The 13728-nt window shown below is 64.0% G+C and carries 12 protein-coding genes, 1 tRNA gene and 1 pseudogene; 8 read left to right on the top strand and 6 right to left on the bottom strand.

All coding sequences use genetic code 11. The features are described from left to right. The first annotated feature begins 14 nt into the window (after positions 1–14). The 6 genes from ACI2KK_RS05315 (at position 15) to nadS (ending at position 5139) form a co-directional block, all read left to right on the top strand. Entirely contained in the window at positions 15–707 is a 693-nt protein-coding gene (locus ACI2KK_RS05315) for a 16S rRNA pseudouridine(516) synthase (protein WP_404668149.1), read from the top strand. A 691-nt stretch (positions 708–1398) separates the two neighbouring features. Further along, positions 1399–2283 (top strand): alpha/beta fold hydrolase, encoded by an 885-nt coding sequence (locus tag ACI2KK_RS05310; RefSeq protein ID WP_404668148.1) that lies wholly within the window; start codon positions 1399–1401, stop codon positions 2281–2283. 115 nt (positions 2284–2398) lie between these two features. Further along, a tRNA-Gly gene (locus ACI2KK_RS05305) sits at positions 2399–2472 on the top strand. Between the two features lie 212 nt (positions 2473–2684). Further along, positions 2685–4385, top strand: a complete 1701-nt coding sequence (locus tag ACI2KK_RS05300) for a SulP family inorganic anion transporter (protein ID WP_404668147.1) — start codon at positions 2685–2687, stop codon at positions 4383–4385. 149 nt (positions 4386–4534) lie between these two features. After that, the gene (locus ACI2KK_RS05295) at positions 4535–4855 is read left to right on the top strand and encodes a type II toxin-antitoxin system RelE/ParE family toxin (RefSeq protein WP_404668146.1); all 321 of its coding nucleotides are present in this window, start codon (positions 4535–4537) and stop codon (positions 4853–4855) included. Further along, on the top strand, positions 4852–5139 hold the full coding sequence (gene nadS, locus ACI2KK_RS05290) for a NadS family protein (protein WP_404668145.1): 288 nt from the start codon (positions 4852–4854) through the stop codon (positions 5137–5139). The genes ACI2KK_RS05295 and nadS overlap by 4 nt, the downstream gene beginning before the upstream one ends. A 76-nt stretch (positions 5140–5215) precedes the next feature. Here the strand turns inward: nadS and ACI2KK_RS05285 are convergent, their stop codons facing one another. From ACI2KK_RS05285 to ACI2KK_RS05275, 3 genes are all read right to left on the bottom strand, one after another. Beyond that, positions 5216–5698 carry a hypothetical protein gene (locus tag ACI2KK_RS05285; protein ID WP_404668144.1) on the bottom strand — a complete coding sequence of 161 codons (483 nt, stop codon included), beginning with the start codon at positions 5696–5698 and terminating at the stop codon, positions 5216–5218. 14 nt (positions 5699–5712) lie between these two features. Continuing rightward, a complete protein-coding gene (locus ACI2KK_RS05280) occupies positions 5713–6084 on the bottom strand; it encodes a hypothetical protein (RefSeq protein ID WP_404668143.1) in 372 nt (123 codons plus the stop codon). A gap of 97 nt (positions 6085–6181) precedes the next feature. Next, positions 6182–7249, bottom strand: coding sequence for a glycerophosphodiester phosphodiesterase family protein (locus ACI2KK_RS05275; protein WP_404668142.1), 1068 nt, complete (start codon positions 7247–7249; stop codon positions 6182–6184). Between the two features lie 203 nt (positions 7250–7452). Between ACI2KK_RS05275 and ACI2KK_RS05270 the strand changes: the two genes are divergently transcribed. Continuing rightward, positions 7453–8463, top strand: coding sequence for a DUF4917 family protein (locus ACI2KK_RS05270; protein WP_404668141.1), 1011 nt, complete (start codon positions 7453–7455; stop codon positions 8461–8463). 15 nt (positions 8464–8478) lie between these two features. On the opposite strand, the pseudogene ACI2KK_RS05265 reads toward ACI2KK_RS05270, so the two are convergent. From ACI2KK_RS05265 to ACI2KK_RS05255, 3 genes and pseudogenes are all read right to left on the bottom strand, one after another. Next, positions 8479–8685 (bottom strand): annotated as a pseudogene (locus ACI2KK_RS05265) (DNA-binding protein); the annotation flags it as partial. Positions 8686–9173: 488 nt separating this feature from the next. Next, on the bottom strand, positions 9174–10391 hold the full coding sequence (locus tag ACI2KK_RS05260) for a class I SAM-dependent methyltransferase (RefSeq protein ID WP_404668140.1): 1218 nt from the start codon (positions 10389–10391) through the stop codon (positions 9174–9176). 99 nt (positions 10392–10490) lie between these two features. After that, positions 10491–11099 (bottom strand): TPM domain-containing protein, encoded by a 609-nt coding sequence (locus tag ACI2KK_RS05255; RefSeq protein ID WP_369989992.1) that lies wholly within the window; start codon positions 11097–11099, stop codon positions 10491–10493. A 232-nt stretch (positions 11100–11331) separates the two neighbouring features. On the opposite strand from ACI2KK_RS05255, the gene bglX reads away from it, so the two are divergent. Continuing rightward, positions 11332–13620, top strand: coding sequence for a beta-glucosidase BglX (gene bglX, locus ACI2KK_RS05250; RefSeq protein WP_404668139.1), 2289 nt, complete (start codon positions 11332–11334; stop codon positions 13618–13620). The last annotated feature ends 108 nt before the right edge of the window (positions 13621–13728 follow it).

Raw genomic sequence — 13728 nt, 5'->3', positions numbered from 1 at the left:
GCCGACCTGCCGCCATGCGCCTCGACCGCTTCCTCGCCAACCTGCCTGCCTACAACCGCCAGCAAGTGCGCCTGCTGCTGGTGCAACGGCGTGTGCGCGTGGATGGCGTGGCCACCGCCGACCCGCTGCACGAGGTGCGCGAGTTCAGCCGGGTGGAGGTGGACGAACAATTGCTGCAGGCCGGCCGCCCGGCGCGTTACCTGATGCTGCACAAGCCGCAAGGCTGCGTCAGCGCCACCCGCGACCCCGAGCACCGCACCGTGCTCGACCTGCTGCCAGCCGAGCTACGCGACGACCTGCACATCGCCGGGCGCCTGGACTTCAACACCACCGGGTTGCTGCTGCTGACCAACGACGGCCAGTGGTCACGCCGACTGACCCAGCCGGCCACCAAGCTGCCCAAGGTGTACCGGGTGCACACCGAGGACGAGATCGGCGCGCACTACGTCGACACCTTCCGCGAGGGGCTGTACTTCGCCTTCGAAGACCTCACCACCCAGCCTGCCCGGCTGGACATCCTCGGGCCGCGCGAAGCACGGCTGACGATCGTCGAGGGGCGCTACCATCAGGTCAAGCGCATGTTCGGGCACTTCCAGAACAAGGTGGTGGGGCTGCACCGGGAGAGCATGGGGCAGATCGCGCTGGACCCTGAACTGGCGCCTGGGGCTTTCAGGGCATTGAGCTGTGAAGAGATCGCAGCCGTCTGACCGCCCCGTATCCCTCTGTAGGAGATCACCCAGCCCTTCGGGCTGCGCTGTCGCGCAGAGAACTGGGCACGAGCCCGCCGCGGTACCTGTGGGAGCGGGCTTGCCGGAGTGCCGGACCACCGCGAAACAGGCGACGCGGTGTCTGGCACCGGCTTCGCCGGTGTTCGCGGGCAAGCCCGCTCCCACAGGCCCCTGCTAAATCAATGAGTTGTAGTTTGTTCTATGAGAGCCGGCTTGCCGGCGATAGGGCCTGGCCTGAAACAGCATTTCCCTGCGCCGGCCTCATCGCCGGCAAGCCGGCTCCTGCAGGGGCGGCGCCCGAGGCCTCAACCACGCCACTTCCCGCGCAAACGATTGGGTAGCCACCCCGCACCCGCACTACACGACCGCCGGCAAAAAATCCCTTCAACGGCACTTGCGCGACCCCGTACCCACTGCTTGACTGCTCACTTGTCGGTCTGCATGTGACCCAACAGTCACAGCCGTAGTCCAAGACACCTTTTTGCCGGCCACCCAGGGTCTCGATGCCTTGGGGCACGGCAGATCGCCCGCCACAACAATACCGTCGACACAAGCGTCAAGGATCGACACAAGGGCCCACCGCTTTCACTTCCAGGCAAATGCCTACCTGTCATAAAGCACGTGCACCCTAGGTGACGCGAATACCCTTTTTGCGCCAGGAGTCGACGACATGAGGCCAGAAATCGCTGTACTTGATATCCAAGGGCAGTACCGGGTTTACACGGAGTTCCATCGCGCAGAAGGCGCCGAAAAGACGATCATCCTGATCAACGGCTCGCTGGCCACGACGGCTTCATTTGCCCAGACGGTGCGCAACCTGCACCCGCAATTCAACGTGGTGCTGTACGACCAGCCGTATGCCGGCAAGTCCAAGCCGCACAACCGCCAGGAGCGTTTGCTCACCAAGGAGACCGAGGCGCACATCCTCCTTGAGCTGATCGAGCACTTCCAGGCCGACCACGTGATGTCGTTCTCCTGGGGTGGAGCCTGCGGGTTGCTGGCGCTGGCGCACCAGCCACGGCGGGTGAAAAAAGCCATCGTCAGCTCGTTCTCGCCGGTGATCAACGAACCGATGCGCGACTACCTGGAGCGCGGTTGCCAGTACCTGGCCGCCTGCGACCGCTACCAGGTGGGCAACCTGGTCAACGACACCATCGGCAAGTACCTGCCGTCGCTGTTCAAGCGCTTCAACTACCGGCATGTCAGCAGCCTGGACAGCCACGAATACACGCAGATGCTGTTCCACATCAACCAGGTGCTCGACCACGACCTGGAGCGGGCGCTGCGGGCTGCACGCAACATCGACATCCCGGTGCTGTTCATCAACGGCGACCGTGATGAGTACACCACCGTCGAAGATGCCCGCCAGTTCAGCCAGCACGTGGGGCAGAGCCACTTCAGCGTGATACGCGATGCCGGCCACTTCCTCGACATGGAGCACAAGGGCGCCTGTGAAGATACCCGCAGCGTGATGCTTGGTTTCCTCAAGCCGACCGTGCGCCAGCCCCGTCAACGCTACACACCTGTACAGGGGCAGCATGCACTGGCCATCTGAGCGCATCGGCGTCTTGCTGCCCCACCCACCCGCAGGCAGCAGGGCGCCGACCAGCTTTTTTTATAACCTGGGCTTCTATTTTGAGGGGAGTTCTGGTAAAAAGTCGTGCGCTGACGCGGGTATAGTTTAGTGGCAAAACGAAAGCTTCCCAAGCTTTAGTTGAGGGTTCGATTCCCTCTACCCGCTCCACATTGCATTCCCCGCATGACGTTCAATTAACGTCATCGCTGTCAAAAGGAGCCAAAGGCTCCTTTTTTCGTTTCTGCCTCCTTACATTGATCTGGCCCATGGCCGCCCTCTCGCCGATCGATTTCAATGCCCGGCCACGCCGCACTTGCCAGCCAGACGGCTTGCGCGCATAAACGCCCTACGCTTGTCGAAACATATCCAAAGGACTGCCCATGTTTCTCTCCCGCTGGCTACCGGGCCTGGCCAACCTGCTGCACTACCGCCGCGAGTGGTTCCACGCCGACCTGCAGGCCGGCTTGTCGGTGGCCGCCATCCAGATCCCCATCGCCATCGCCTACGCGCAGATCGTCGGCCTGCCGCCGCAGTACGGCTTGTACGCCTGCGTGCTGCCGATGATCGTCTATGCCCTGATCGGCAGCTCACGGCAGTTGATGGTCGGCCCCGACGCCGCCACCTGCGCCATGATCGGCGGCGCCGTGGCGCCATTGGCCATGGGTGACCCACACCGCATCGCCGAACTTTCAGTGATCGTCACCGTGCTGGTGGGGGCGATGCTGATCGCCGCCGGCGTGGCCCGGGCCGGGTTCATCGCCAGCTTCTTCTCGCGGCCGATCCTCATCGGCTACCTCAACGGCATCGGCCTGAGCCTGATCGCCGGGCAGTTGTCGAAGGTGGTGGGGTTCAAGATCGAGGGTGACGGGTTCATCCTCAGCGTGGTCAATTTCCTCGAACGCCTGGGCGAGATCCACTGGCTGACCCTGCTGATCGGCCTGGCCGGGCTGGGCCTGCTGATCTGGCTGCCGCGCCGCTACCCACGGCTGCCGGCGGCACTGGTCACCGTGGTGGTGTTCACCGCCCTGGCCGGGCTGTTCGGCCTGGACCGCTTTGGCGTGGCGATTCTCGGCCCGGTGCCGGCGGGTATCCCGGAGCTGGCCTGGCCACAAAGCAACCTGGCGGAGACCAAAAGCCTGCTGCGCGACGCCCTGGGTATCGCCACCATCAGTTTCTGCAGCGCCATGCTCACCGCCCGCAGCTTTGCCGCGCGGCACGGCTACGCGATCAACGCCAACCACGAATTCGTCGCTCTGGGGGTGAGCAACCTGGCTGCCGGCATCTCCCAGGGTTTTGCCATCAGCGGCGCCGACTCGCGCACCGCAGTCAATGACATGGTCGGCGGCAAGAGCCAGCTGGTGGGCATTATCGCCGCCTTGGTGATCGCCTTGATATTGCTGTTCTTCACCGCCCCCATGGCCTGGATCCCCCAGGCAGCCCTGGGCGCCGTGCTGCTGATGGCCGGTTGGGGGCTGATCGACGTAAGGTCGCTCAAGACCATCTACCAGCTCAGCCGCTTCGAGTTCTGCCTGTGCCTGCTGACCACGGTCGGCGTGCTCGGCCTGGGCGTTTTGCCGGGTATCGTGTTCGCCGTGACCCTGGCGATTCTGCGTTTGCTGTACAGCATCTACCAACCCACCGACGCCGTGCTGGGCTGGGTGCCGGGCATCGAGGGCCAGGTGGACGTGCGCCAGCACAAGGACGCGCGCACCGTGCCGGGGCTGGTGGTGTACCGCTTCGATGACGCGATCCTGTTCTTCAACGCCGACTACTTCAAGATGCGCCTGCTGGAGGCCGTGCAGGGGGTGGACAAGGCCCAGGTGGTGCTGTTCGACGCAGAAGCGGTGACCAGTATCGACGTCACCGGCATCGCTGCCCTGCGCGAAGTACGCGACACCTTGGCTGCCCAAGGCATCCACTTCGCCATCGCCCGCGCACGGGGCACCTTCCTGCGCATGCTGGTGCGCTCGGGGATGGCCAGGGAGATGGAAGACAAGCTGCTGTTTGGCTCAGTGCGGGCGGGGATCCGGGCGTATCGGGTGTGGCGTAACCGGGTGCGCAGGGAGGCCGGGAGCAAATAAGGAAAGGGACTACAGCCAAACGAGAAGAGATGATCCTGACACTCACTGGATTGTGGGTAGGCTGGCCATTCCTCCTGCCGCAGCAGGTCAACTCATTCTTTGCGTAACGTTGATGCGACATCAACTACGCCAGTGGCGCACACCCTGCTATGCTCTTCACCGAAACAGCAGCGTTCACCCGACGTGCTACCGAATTGCTTGATGATGAAAGCTACCGATTGCTTCAGTTGCGCCTGCTCATGTGCCCCGATGCGGGAGACCTGATCGAGGGCACGGGTGGGCTGCGCAAAATCCGTGTTGCCGCCAGAGGCCATGGCAAGCGTGGTGGAGCAAGGGTGATTTACTACCACTTCATCAATGCTTCAGAGATAGCGATGCTCTTCATCTACCCCAAAAATGAACAACTCGATCTGTCCATGGAGCAACGCAAGGCACTGGGGAATGTGATCAAGAACTGGAGGCGCCCATGAGCCGTTTCTTCGATGAGTTGATGGATAGCGTTGTAGAAATGGATGAAATCATCCAAGGCAAACGTCAGCCATCCCGGCAGTTTGTGGTGGATGCCCTGCAGGTCAGGGAAATCCGCAAGGCCACAGGCCTGTCCCAGGTGCGTTTCGCCGAAATGATCGACGTGCAGGTGGCCACGCTTCGTAACTGGGAACAAGGGCGCCGCGAACCTGCCGGCCCTGCCAAGGCGTTGCTGCGGGCCATCCATAACGATCCAGACCACGTGCTCAAGGCACTTTCCCACTGACCTGGGCAGCATCTGGTCTTTCTTCACCCGCGCGTTGGCAAAGGGCCCGGGCAACCCCGGGCCTTTCTTTCCGGCCTCAGCCCTGCGGGTAGCTGCAGCCGACGTACAGGTCGCTGTTCTTGTCTTCAGTGGACACCACCCGCAGCGCGCCCTTGCTGTCGAGCTTGCGCTGATAGTCGACGTAGCCGTCGGTATCGAGGGTCTTTTCCAGCTTGAGGCTGCTGGCCAGCTTGGCCGCGTCGGCCTGTGGCGTGCTGGTGGCCGATTGCAGGAAGAAGCTGAAGCGGTCAGTCATCACCACGGTGGCCGAGGTAACGCCGTTGATGCTCAGCGCCGGGCTCACCTGCCAGGCCGCGCCGCCCCAAGGGGTATGGGCTTCGTCCTTGGTCAGGGTCAGCTGCTCGTCATCGAGCATCTTGTTGAACTGCGCCACCTGCTGCGAGCTGGCCTGGCACTTGACCAGGCTGGTCAGCAGCGCAACCTGGTCGGCCTCGGCGGCCGAAACGGAGCAGGCGGCCAGGCTGCCGGCCAGGGCGATAAGGCGAAGCGAAGTTTTCATGGAAACATCCTTGTTCAGTTGAATGTGCATTGGTTGAAGGCAAGAAAGTCACTGCCGGAAGTGAACTGCAACACGCATTCGGCAGCGATCTTCTGCCCCGTGCGCATGCCTTTCATCAGCGCCACCTGGGCCGGGTCGGCGCCGATCAGGCGGGCCAGTTCATAGCCGTCGTCGTTGCCAGCCGCCAGCACCGGCGTGCCGTTCAAGCTGCTGCTGACACCCAGTGCCACTGCGTCGAAGCGCACCGGCTTGTTCAGCTCATCCATGCTCAAGGTGGAACGGCCTTTGTCTTCGTAAGACTGGTAGAGCGTGGAGATGTCCTGGGCGTGGGCCCACTGGGCGAGCAAGAGGCTGCTGGCAAGCGCTGCCATGATCCTGATTTTCACACTGACTCCTTGTGACATGCCCCCAGCGCGGGCGCGCAAGGGGCAGGCACTCTGCCAGCATCTGGCGCAATGCGCCATCGGGGACACCCTGAGCAGGCTAGTAGCCTAGCTGGCGCAGCAACTGCCCTTCCCCACCTGGCGCGCGCCCGAGAAAGCGCATGAAAGCCCCGGGGCGATTGCTGAAAATACCGTCCACCCCGGCCTTAAGCGCCTTGTCGAAGTCTGCAGGGTCATCAAGGGTGTACACGTGCACCAACAGCCCGCGCTGATGGCTAGCCTGGTTCATCCAGGGCTGGATCAGGTCGGCGTAGCTTTGCTCGCCAAGCCCGCTGCGCATGGCCGAAGGGCCGGTGCCAATGGCGCCGCCAGCCTTGGCGTAATCCAGCCAGCGTTCAAATTCAGCGCGGTTTTTTGGTTGCTGACGGGCGTAGAACCCGGCCTTGTCGCGCTCACCGGACTCGGCGAAATTCTGCCCGGAAGCCGGCTCGATGCTGCCCTTGGCCACCCACAGCAGGAGAATCTTCGGGGTTTGCGGCATGGCCTTGTGCAGCAGTGCCAGGCTGTTGCGGTCAAAGGTCTGCAACACCACCCGTCCGGGCTTGTCGAGCCAGCCGCGGGCCTCGAGGCGCGTCTTCAGGTCGTTTTCGATGCCGGGGAACTGCGCAGGTTGCTTGGTCTCGATGTACAGGCCCGGGTGGCGCTCGGGGTCGGCCTCGGCAATGTCGATCACCTCGTCGAGGGTGAGGATGCGCTGCCCTTTGAATGACGCCCTGGCACGCTCGGGGTAGGCCTTGTTGAACCAGCTACCGGCATCCAGCGACTTGAGCTCTGCCAGGGTGAAGGCACTGACCGGGCTGGCGGCACGCTCGGGGAAGCGCTCGGCCACATCACTGGTACGCGCCAGCACATCATCGTGCACCACCACCAGCACGCCGTCGCGGGTGCGTTGCAGGTCCATTTCCAGGTAGTCGGCGCCCTGCTCGCGGGCCAGCAGGTAGGCCGGGGTAGTGGATTCAGGGGCGTCGAACGAGGCGCCGCGGTGGGCGATGACGGCCGGGTACGGGATACCTTGAGCGGCGGCCAGGGCTTTGCCATCGCTGGCTGAGGCAGTGGTGGCCGCCAGCAGCAGGGTGAGAGTGAGTAATTGCGTGAAGCGGTTGTGCATGGGCGAAGTCCTCTTTCGTCCGGTTGGAACGCATCACTTTCAGGCCAGTGCCGCCCCTGTAGGAGCCGGCTTGCCGGCGATGAGGCCGGTACAGGCAGTACAACCCCGTTGCCCCCAAATTGATCTGCCGCCCCCCTACCCTCGCACACTGCCCATGACATGCTAAAGTCCCCGCGTTTTCCGCCATGCCAACGGACCTGCCGATGCCTGCCCTCGACGCCTACCTGCCCGCCTGGGCCGACCTCAACCAGCGCCACCCAAGCAGCGCCCTGTTGCTGGGCAACGGCGCCAGCCGCGCACTGTGGAAGCCTTTCAGCTATTTCTCGCTGTATGAAGAAGCCCAACGCGCCGGGCGCAAGAAGGGCCTGGCCGTCAGCGATCAGGCACTGTTCAAGTCACTGGGCACGGAGCTGTTCGAGCCGGTTCTGAGCACCCTCAATCACACGGTGCGAGCCAACGCCGCGCTGGCCATCAGCTCCACCGCACCGCTCAACCGCTACTACTCGATCAAGGAAGCAATGATTCACGCCGTGCGCACCGTGCACCTGCCTTGGGCGCTGATGCCGGCGGCGACGCTGGCCACCATCAACCAGGCCCTGCGCGGCTACCGCAGTGTCTATACCAGCAACTACGACCTGATCCTGCCCTGGGCCGTGCAGCATGCGCCGCAAGGCTTTGCCGAACAGTTCGATGAACAGGGTTTCTTCGACATTCGCCGCAGCCGCACCAGCGGCACCCGGGTACTGCACCTGCACGGCGGCCTGCACTTGCTCAAGCTACCTGACGGCACCACGCGCCAGCGCAGCGCCGAGGCTGCCGAGCTGTTCGACGGCTTTGCGGTGAACATTCCCGGCGAGGTGCCGCTGTTCGTCAACGAAGGCCGCAGCGACGAAAAGCTGGGCGCCATCCGCCATTCGGACTACCTGTCCTGGTGCCTGGGCGAACTGGCCCGCGAACGTGAAGGGTTGTGCCTGTTCGGTCAGCACCTGGACAGCAGCGACCAGCACTTGGTCGAGGCAATCCGTCAGGCGCGGCCTGCACACATCGCCATTGCCATCCGGCCGTTGAGCGACGCGTCGGTGATCAACCAGAAGCAGCATTTCGTTGACAGGTTTGGCGACCTCGAAGGGACGGCGCTGTACTTTTTCGATGCAAGCACGCACCCGTTGGGTGCCGCGCAGCTGGCAATCGAAGTGCCTGGTTCGCGTCACTGAAGCTGCAGGGTAGCGTTACTGCGCAAGGCGCTCGTAAGCGCTGAAAATATTCACGCGCATGGCGGCCGAAGCCAGCTCCAGTACTGGTTGCTCCACGGAGTAACCGCCACGCGCCTGCATCCAGCCCAGCACATCGGCAAGGTGCCAGAGCGCCGTGCCACCGTCATGCACTGGCGCGGGAAAACTGCGGTAGTGGGTCAACATTAGCTTGCGCATGTTCTGAACAGCTTCGGAAAATTCGCGCTCAAACCCCATCCCTTTCAAGGTGTTGGTGCCAGGGCTGGCAGGTGCTCGCCCGAGGGTTCGCGTCAGGGCCTCCAAGTGCTCGCCACAACCCTTGCAGCGCCTATCTGATCGAGCGCCGCCCGCGCGGCGCATCGCGACGCAAGGCCGCTCCTACATCTGTTTCGGGCCAGTTATGCCTGTGAAAGTATCGGCGCCTGCCTTGGTGTATGCCTTGAGTCATGTGTGGCGGCGGCAACGCCCACGCTGAAACTGCGTCGTACCAACAAGGCGGACCAGGTGATGGCACAGAACAGACTGGCCCGAAACAGATGTAGGAGCGGCCTTGCGTCGCGATGCGCCGCACGGGCGGCGCTCGATCTGATAGGCGCTGCAAGGGTTGTGGCAAGCACCTGGCAGCCCTGACGCAAACACCTTGAAAGGGATGCGCTTAAACCCGGCCCCCCCCTGCGGGCAAGGGGCGGGTTTCAGTCAGCAATCAGCCCATCATCCCGCAGCAACGTCTCCAGGCAGTGTTCCTTCACCCCGTAAAACGCCTTCAGCTCAGCGATCTTTTCCAGCAGCGCAGCGTTGTCCTGCACTTGGCGCCGCTTCACCGCCAAAATCATCTTGTTCTTGTTGGTGTGCTCCAACGAGATGAACTCGAACACCTTGGTTTCATAACCGCAGGCCTCCAGATACAGCGCGCGCAGGCTGTCGGTGAGCATCTCGGCCTGCTGGCCCAGGTGCAGGCCGTACTGCAGCATCGGCTGCAGCAGCCCGGGGCTGTGCAGTTGCGGGCGGATCTGCTTGTGGCAGCACGGCGAGCACATGATGATCGCCGCGTTGCAGCGGATGCCGGTGTGGATGGCGTAGTCGGTGGCCACGTCGCAGGCATGCAGGGCGATCATCACTTCGATGGCTTCCGGCACCACGCTGCGCACGTCGCCGCACTCGAACACCAGGCCCGGGTGTTCCAGGCGCGCAGCGGCGCCGTTGCACAGCTCGACCATGTCCGGACGCAGCTCAACGCCAGTCACCTGAGCCTCACGGCCCAGGCTGTTGCGCAGGTAATCGTGCATGGCGAAGGTCAGGTAACCCTTACCCGAACCGAAGTCGGCCACCCGCAACAGCTGCTCCGGCGCCAGCGGCGCACCGGCCAGGGCGTGGTCGAAAACTTCGATGAACTTGTTGATCTGCTTCCACTTGCGCGACATCGACGGGATCAACGCGCCTTGCGCATCGGTCACGCCCAGGTCGCGTAAAAACGGCCGGCTCAGTTCCAGGTAGCGCTTCTTCTCGCGGTCATGCCCGGCAGCGGCCACCTCGCGCGGGGCCTGTTGCGCCAGGTGGCGCTGCAGCATCGGCTTGCCCTTCTTGCTGAAGGCCAACTGCACTTCACCTGCGGCGGTGAACAGGTGCGCGTTGCGAAAATGCTCCGGCAGTTGCGCCGCCACGAACGCCTCGACTTCGGCCAGGGGCAGGTTGCGGGTGATGTCGCGGGTCTGATGGCGGTAGACCAGTTGCAGGCAGGCCTCACCCTTGATCTGCACCGGCTTGGCGATGATCCGTTGCAGGCTGGCATCGCTGCCGACATGGCGGGCCAGCACCAGCTTGCCCAGGCTGGCGTCGCCCAGGGCGTCGGCCAGCAGGCTCAAGAACTGGTCACGCGCATCGGGCGCGGCGGAGGAAATGGCGGAAGACATGGGGAACAGGTGCCTCGGAATGCGGGGGGCGCGTTGCGCAATGCCGCGCATTCTACGTGGCTGCCGCCCCAGCGCGAAGGCTTTCGCGACAGGTGCGGCTCAGTCGAGGATCACCAGCCGGTTGGGCAGCTCGTTGCGCGCATGGGTGGGCGGCACATGCTCGCTGAGCAGCTCGCCACAGGCCTCGATGCACTCGACGAAGCCCTGCAGCGTATGGCCCTGACACACCTGCTCGGTAAAGCGCGCGACGATTTGCTCGCGGGCACGCGGCGGTAGGTGCCGGGCTATGCCCTCATCGACCAGGATTTCCACATGCCGTTCGGCTTCGCTGACAAAAATCAGCACGCCAGTGGCGCCGGCCGTACGCTGCAGGTTGAGCTCGAGAAACTGCTGGCGAGCCAGGCCCGAGGCGCGCCGCCGGCGCAGGACCGCCGGCACCAGCCAGGCGGCAATCCGCGGGTGGCGCAGCAGCAGGCACAGGGCAACGAAAGTGAGCATCTGCGCCAGCAACAGGCCGTTGAGGCCGATGCCGCCCTGCCAGCGGTGCAGCAGCAGCGGAATCGCCAGCGCCAGCAGCGCGGCCCAGAGCAGGGGTAAATAAGGGTAGTCGTCGGCGCGGCGGGCCAGCACCGTGACCAGTTCCGCGTCGGTGCGCCGCTCGGCGCGCGCGATCGCCTCGGCGATCTGGCGCTGTTCGTATTCGGTCATGCCATCGTCTCTTGAGCGTTCTTATCGTTGTTATCCCGGCATCGGGCTGGCGAGAGTGTATCTCATCAGGGCGCATATATAAGGCATAATCGCCGGCTGCCACAGGTTCAAAACAGCACCGCCCGCGCACAACGGACGCCGGGGGGGGCTGAACAACAAACAGCCGCCTGAACAACTTCGGCCACGCACGTATCACCGTGGGTACGGCAAGGCCTCTATAACGGAATCGACGATGAAACTGTCTTTGCTGGGCCTGGCCATGGGCCTTGCCAGCCAGGCGGCCCTTGCCGCCCCCACCGCCCCGCCCCTGCAGGACAAGCAGGCGTTCATCGAGCATTTGCTCGGGCAGATGACCGAAGCCGAGAAAATCGGCCAGTTGCGCCTGATCAGCATCGGCCCCGAAATGCCCCGCGAAAAAATCCGTGAAGAAATCGCCGCCGGGCGCATCGGCGGCACCTTCAACTCGCGCACCGCCCCCGAGAACCGGCCGATGCAGGACGCTGCCATGCGCAGCCGCCTGAAGATCCCGATGTTCTTCGCCTACGACACCATCCACGGTGAGCGCACCATCTTCCCCATCAGCCTGGGCCTGGCCGCCACCTGGGACATGGACGCCATCGCCAAGGTTGGCCGCACCTCGGCCATCGAAGCCTCGGCCGACGCCCTGGACATGACCTTCGCGCCCATGGTCGATATCGCCCGCGACCCACGCTGGGGCCGCACCAGCGAAGGCTTCGGCGAAGACACCTACCTGACCTCGAAAATCGGCCAGGTGATGGTGCGCTCGTTCCAGGGCTCGAGCCCCGCCAACCCCGACAGCATCATGGCCATCGTCAAGCACTTCGCCCTGTACGGCGCGGTGGAAGGCGGGCGCGACTACAACACGGTCGATATGAGCCCGGTGAAGATGTACAACGACTACCTGCCGCCCTACCGCGCCGCGCTCGACGCCGGTGCCGGCGGGGTGATGGTGGCGCTGAACTCGATCAACGGCGTGCCGGCCACCTCCAACACCTGGCTGATGAACGACCTGCTGCGCAAGGAGTGGGGCTTCAAGGGCGTGACCATCAGCGACCACGGCGCCATCCAGGAGCTGATCCGGCACGGCGTGGCCCGCGACGGTCGCGAAGCGGCCAAGCTGGCGATCAAGGCCGGCATCGACATGAGCATGAACGACACCCTGTACGGCGAAGAGCTGCCGGGGCTGCTGAAGTCCGGAGAGGTGAGCCAGGCCGAACTGAACCAGGCAGTGCGCGAGGTGCTCGGCGCCAAGTACGACATGGGCCTGTTCAAAGACCCTTACGTGCGCATCGGCAAGGCCGAGACCGACCTTGCCGACTACTACGGCAACGACCGCCTGCACCGCGACGCCGCCCGTGATGTGGCGCGCCGCAGCCTGGTGCTGCTGGAAAACCGCAACGATACCCTGCCGCTGAAAAAAGCCGGCACCATCGCCCTGGTCGGCCCGCTGGCCGATGCCCCCATCGACATGATGGGCAGCTGGGCCGCCGACGGTCGCCCGGAGCACTCGGTGACCGTGCGCGAAGGCCTGGCCCAGGCCCTGGCCGGCAAGGCCAAGGTGGTCTACGCCAAGGGTTCGAACGTCACCGGCGACAAGGCGATGTTCGACTACCTGAACTTCCTCAACTTCGCCGCACCCGAGATCATCAACGACCCGCGCCCGGCCAGCGTGCTGATCGACGAAGCGGTCAAGGCCGCGCAACAGTCGGATGTGGTGGTCGCCGTGATCGGTGAATCCCGCGGCATGTCCCACGAGTCCTCCAGCCGCACCACCCTGGAAGTCCCGGCGGTGCAGCGCGACCTGATCAAGGCGTTGAAAGCCACCGGCAAACCGCTGGTGCTGGTGCTGATGAACGGCCGCCCGCTGTCGATCGGCTGGGAGCGCGAACAAGCCGACGCCCTGCTGGAAACCTGGTTCAGCGGCACCGAGGGCGGCAACGCCATCGCCGACGTGCTGTTCGGCGACTACAACCCGTCCGGGCGCCTGGCGATCACCTTCCCGCGCTCGGTGGGGCAGATCCCGATGTACTACAACCACATGCGCATCGGTCGCCCGTTCACCCCGGGCAAGCCAGGCAACTACACCTCGCAGTACTTCGAGGAGCCCAACGGCCCGCTGTACCCGTTCGGCTATGGCCTGAGCTACACAAAGTTCGAACTGTCGGGGCTCAAGCTTTCGCAAAAAGCGCTCAAGCGCGGCGGTACCTTGCAAGCCAAGGTAACGGTGAAGAACACCGGCAAGCGTGACGGCGAGACCGTGGTGCAACTGTACGTGCAAGATGAAAGCGCCTCGATGAGCCGCCCGGTGAAAGAGCTTAAGAACTTCCAGAAGCTGCTGCTCAAGGCCGGCGAAGCGCGCACCTTGACCTTCGACATCAGCGAGCAGGACCTGAAGTTCTACAATGGCCAGCTGCAACACGTGGCCGAGCCTGGGCAGTTCAATATCCAGGTCGGCCTCGACTCGCAGGATGTGCAGCAGCAGAGCTTCGAACTGCTCTAACACCTGCTCTGGCCCTATCGCGGGCAAGCCCGCTCCTACAGGCAATGCACGCCCCCTGTAGGAGCAGGCTTGCCTGCGATAGGGCCAGCACTGCCACCAAAGTTTCAG

Source organism: Pseudomonas sp. NPDC089406, assembly GCF_044900265.1.
GTDB classification, from domain to species: Bacteria; Pseudomonadota; Gammaproteobacteria; order Pseudomonadales; family Pseudomonadaceae; genus Aquipseudomonas; species Aquipseudomonas fakonensis.
This window is presented reverse-complemented; position numbering and strand designations above follow the sequence as displayed.